Consider the following 2,852-nt stretch of genomic DNA (forward strand, 5'->3'; position numbering starts at 1 on the left):
TGGCTGTTTTACGCGTATGACAGGATACGGAGGACGGTTGTGGCGCACGTCTTCGGTGAACGCACTCTGGCCACACTGGAGCGTCTTCTGAGCCTGCTGTCGGCCTTTGAGGTCGTGGTATGGATGACGGATGGCTGGCCGCTGTATGAATCACGCCTGAAGGGAAAGCTGCACGTTATCAGCAAGCGTTACACTCAGCGCATTGAGCGACATAATCTGAATCTGAGACAACATCTGGCAAGGCTGGGACGGAAGTCACTGTCGTTCTCAAAATCGGTGGAGCTGCATGACAAGGTCATCGGGCATTATCTGAACATAAAACACTATCAGTAAGTTGGCAGCATTACCCGTCGTTTCGGGTTTGCAGCACTCGCAGCTCATATTTGCCAGAAGCAGGGAGTGAGTATTGTCCGTGACTATCGAGTTCTGGGGAATATCTGGATAAATCAACAGAATCATCGATTCCTGGCCCGAAGAGGTAAGTATCAGCGCCTTCATTAGAGATACTCACATGTACTTTCTGACCTTTTTTGGCATAGAAGGTATATGTATCGTAATCGTATCCCTTTATTTCGCCGGAGTACTGAGCGCTGCTATGGCCTTTTCTGAACTCAACATTGACATTCTTACCCGCAGCAAAGCTCGTGGAGGTTAGCAGTGCAAACAGCAATACAGCCTTACTGATGCTCTTGATTTTCATTGGTAGTCTCCTGTTCAGAATGAGTACGATGAACTGTTATAATATAACAATCCCTAACGGGAGAATTCCAGTGGCTTTTCTGCGTTCGGTAAAATCCCGGCGCGGCATTTTTTGCCGGGGGGATTACTTATAAAGGGGCATGGACTCAACAAACCGCAGAAATCTACAGCTGGCTGGCTTGTGGCGCGGGTTTCATTGATGTTAGCTTATGCCAAAACCTGGCATCTTAAAGAGTAAAAGTATGTTTTGTGTGATTTATCGAAGCAGCAAGCGTGACCAGACCTATTTATATGTCGAAAAAAAAGACGATTTTTCGCGTGTTCCTGAGGAACTGATGAAAGGTTTTGGTCAGCCTCAGTTAGCGATGATTCTGCCGTTGGATGGGCGGAAGAAACTGGTCAATGCTGATATTGAAAAGGTTAAACTGGCATTAACCGAGCAAGGTTACTATTTGCAGTTACCGCCACCACCCGAAGATTTGCTGAAGCAACATCTTTCCGTCATGGGGCAGAAAACAGACGACACGAACAAATAACCGATATCCGGCGGTGGCATTATCTTTGTCGGCGCGGGTTTTCATATCCACGATAAGGTGAGGGGAACGTTATGTATCAACATCACAACTGGCAAGGTGCGCTGCTGGATTATCCGGTGAGTAAAGTAGTCTGTGTTGGCAGTAACTATGCCAAACATATTAAAGAGATGGGCAGCGCAGTGCCCGAAGAGCCAGTGCTGTTTATTAAACCAGAAACGGCACTGTGCGATCTGCGGCAGCCATTGGCGATCCCATCCGATTTCGGTTCAGTTCATCATGAAGTCGAACTGGCGGTGTTGATTGGTGCGACGCTGCGTCAGGCAACGGAAGAGCATGTCCGCAAAGCCATTGCCGGTTACGGCGTGGCGCTTGATCTGACATTGCGTGATGTTCAGGGAAAAATGAAGAAAGCCGGGCAGCCGTGGGAAAAGGCTAAAGCGTTTGATAACTCTTGTCCGCTTTCCGGGTTTATCCCCGCGGCGGAATTTACCGGCGATCCACAAAATACAACGCTGGGCCTGAGCGTAAACGGCGAACAACGCCAGCAAGGTACGACTGCGGACATGATCCATAAAATCGTTCCGTTGATCGCTTATATGAGCAAGTTTTTTACCCTCAAGGCCGGTGACGTTGTGTTGACAGGCACGCCTGATGGCGTCGGCCCGTTGCAAAGCGGTGATGAGCTGACAGTCACTTTCGATGGGCATTCTTTGACAACTCGCGTTTTGTAATACTTTTTGCCGCCTGAAAGCGGCGGCAAAACTTGCATCGCTGTGCCAGACTGGTTATAAGGTGCGTTTTAACGTAATGGCGGAACACCTGATGAACGATGTACCTTTCTGGCAAAGTAAAACCCTGGACGAAATGAGCGATGCGGAATGGGAGTCGTTGTGTGATGGTTGCGGTCAGTGTTGCCTGCATAAACTGATGGATGAAGACACCGACGAAATCTACTTCACTAACGTCGCCTGTCGCCAGCTCAATATTAAAACCTGTCAATGTCGGAACTACGAACGTCGTTTCGAGTTTGAACCCGACTGCATTAAATTAACCCGTGAAAATCTGCCAACATTCGAATGGCTGCCAATGACCTGCGCTTATCGTTTGCTGGCGGAAGGTAAAGATTTACCTGTGTGGCATCCGCTACTTACTGGTTCGAAAGCGGCAATGCATGGTGAACGTATCTCTGTGCGTCATATCGCAGTGAAAGAATCAGAAGTGATTGACTGGCAGGATCATATCTTAAATAAACCTGACTGGGCGCAGTGATAAATTTAATAGATGTTGATGGGGGCTTTCTTAATATACGTCTGGATGCTCGCCATTTCGTAGCCCTGTTTTTGAAAGCGCTCTGTCATAATGAGAGTTACCCGATACCTTATTATCAACAGGTAACTGGTAATGCTGCCAACTTACTGATTTAGTGTATGATGGTGATTTTAAGGTGCTTGCGTGGCTTCCATTTCCATCAGATGTCCTTCCTGCTCCGCTACTGAAGGCGTGGTGCGTAACGGCAAAAGCACTGCCGGACATCAGCGCTATCTCTGCTCTCATTGCCGTAAAACATGGCAACTACAGTTCACTTACACCGCCTCTCAGCCCGGTACGCACCAGAAA

The 2,852-nt window shown here is 48.2% G+C and carries 5 protein-coding genes and 1 pseudogene; 5 read left to right on the forward strand and 1 reads right to left on the reverse strand.

Going from position 1 to position 2,852, the window contains the following annotated elements:
* A pseudogene (locus BHE85_RS12960) lies at nt 1–333 on the forward strand (IS1-like element IS1X2 family transposase); the annotation flags it as partial.
* Between the two features lie 10 nt (nt 334–343).
* Here the strand turns inward: BHE85_RS12960 and BHE85_RS12965 are convergent.
* Entirely contained in the window at nt 344–700 is a 357-nt protein-coding gene (locus tag BHE85_RS12965) for a PPC domain-containing protein (RefSeq protein ID WP_000695219.1), read from the reverse strand.
* 241 nt (nt 701–941) lie between these two features.
* On the opposite strand from BHE85_RS12965, the gene BHE85_RS12970 reads away from it, so the two are divergent.
* The 4 genes from BHE85_RS12970 to BHE85_RS12985 all read left to right on the forward strand — a co-directional run.
* Nucleotides 942–1,235 (forward strand): YcgL domain-containing protein, encoded by a 294-nt coding sequence (locus tag BHE85_RS12970; protein ID WP_001297679.1) that lies wholly within the window; start codon nt 942–944, stop codon nt 1,233–1,235.
* A 71-nt stretch (nt 1,236–1,306) separates the two neighbouring features.
* Entirely contained in the window at nt 1,307–1,966 is a 660-nt protein-coding gene (locus BHE85_RS12975; RefSeq protein ID WP_000284277.1) for a fumarylacetoacetate hydrolase family protein, read from the forward strand.
* Nucleotides 1,967–2,057: 91 nt separating this feature from the next.
* Nucleotides 2,058–2,504: a YcgN family cysteine cluster protein gene (locus BHE85_RS12980; protein WP_004982928.1), complete on the forward strand. Its 447-nt coding sequence runs from the start codon at nt 2,058–2,060 to the stop codon at nt 2,502–2,504.
* Nucleotides 2,505–2,687: 183 nt separating this feature from the next.
* Nucleotides 2,688–2,852, forward strand: a 165-nt coding sequence (locus BHE85_RS12985) for an IS1 family transposase (protein WP_047664789.1), incomplete at its 3' end; no start/stop codon positions are given.

The organism is Shigella sp. FC1567 (genome assembly GCF_001743015.1).
In the GTDB taxonomy this organism is placed as follows: Bacteria; Pseudomonadota; Gammaproteobacteria; order Enterobacterales; family Enterobacteriaceae; genus Escherichia; species Escherichia coli.

Excerpts from the sequence above, each read along its gene's own strand:
- BHE85_RS12965 (WP_000695219.1), bottom strand. The coding sequence starts at position 700 with ATGAAAATCAAGAGCATCAGTAAGGCTGTATTGCTGTTTGCACTGCTA.
- BHE85_RS12970 (WP_001297679.1), top strand. The coding sequence starts at position 942 with ATGTTTTGTGTGATTTATCGAAGCAGCAAGCGTGACCAGACCTATTTA.
- BHE85_RS12975 (WP_000284277.1), top strand. The coding sequence starts at position 1,307 with ATGTATCAACATCACAACTGGCAAGGTGCGCTGCTGGATTATCCGGTG.
- BHE85_RS12980 (WP_004982928.1), top strand. The coding sequence starts at position 2,058 with ATGAACGATGTACCTTTCTGGCAAAGTAAAACCCTGGACGAAATGAGC.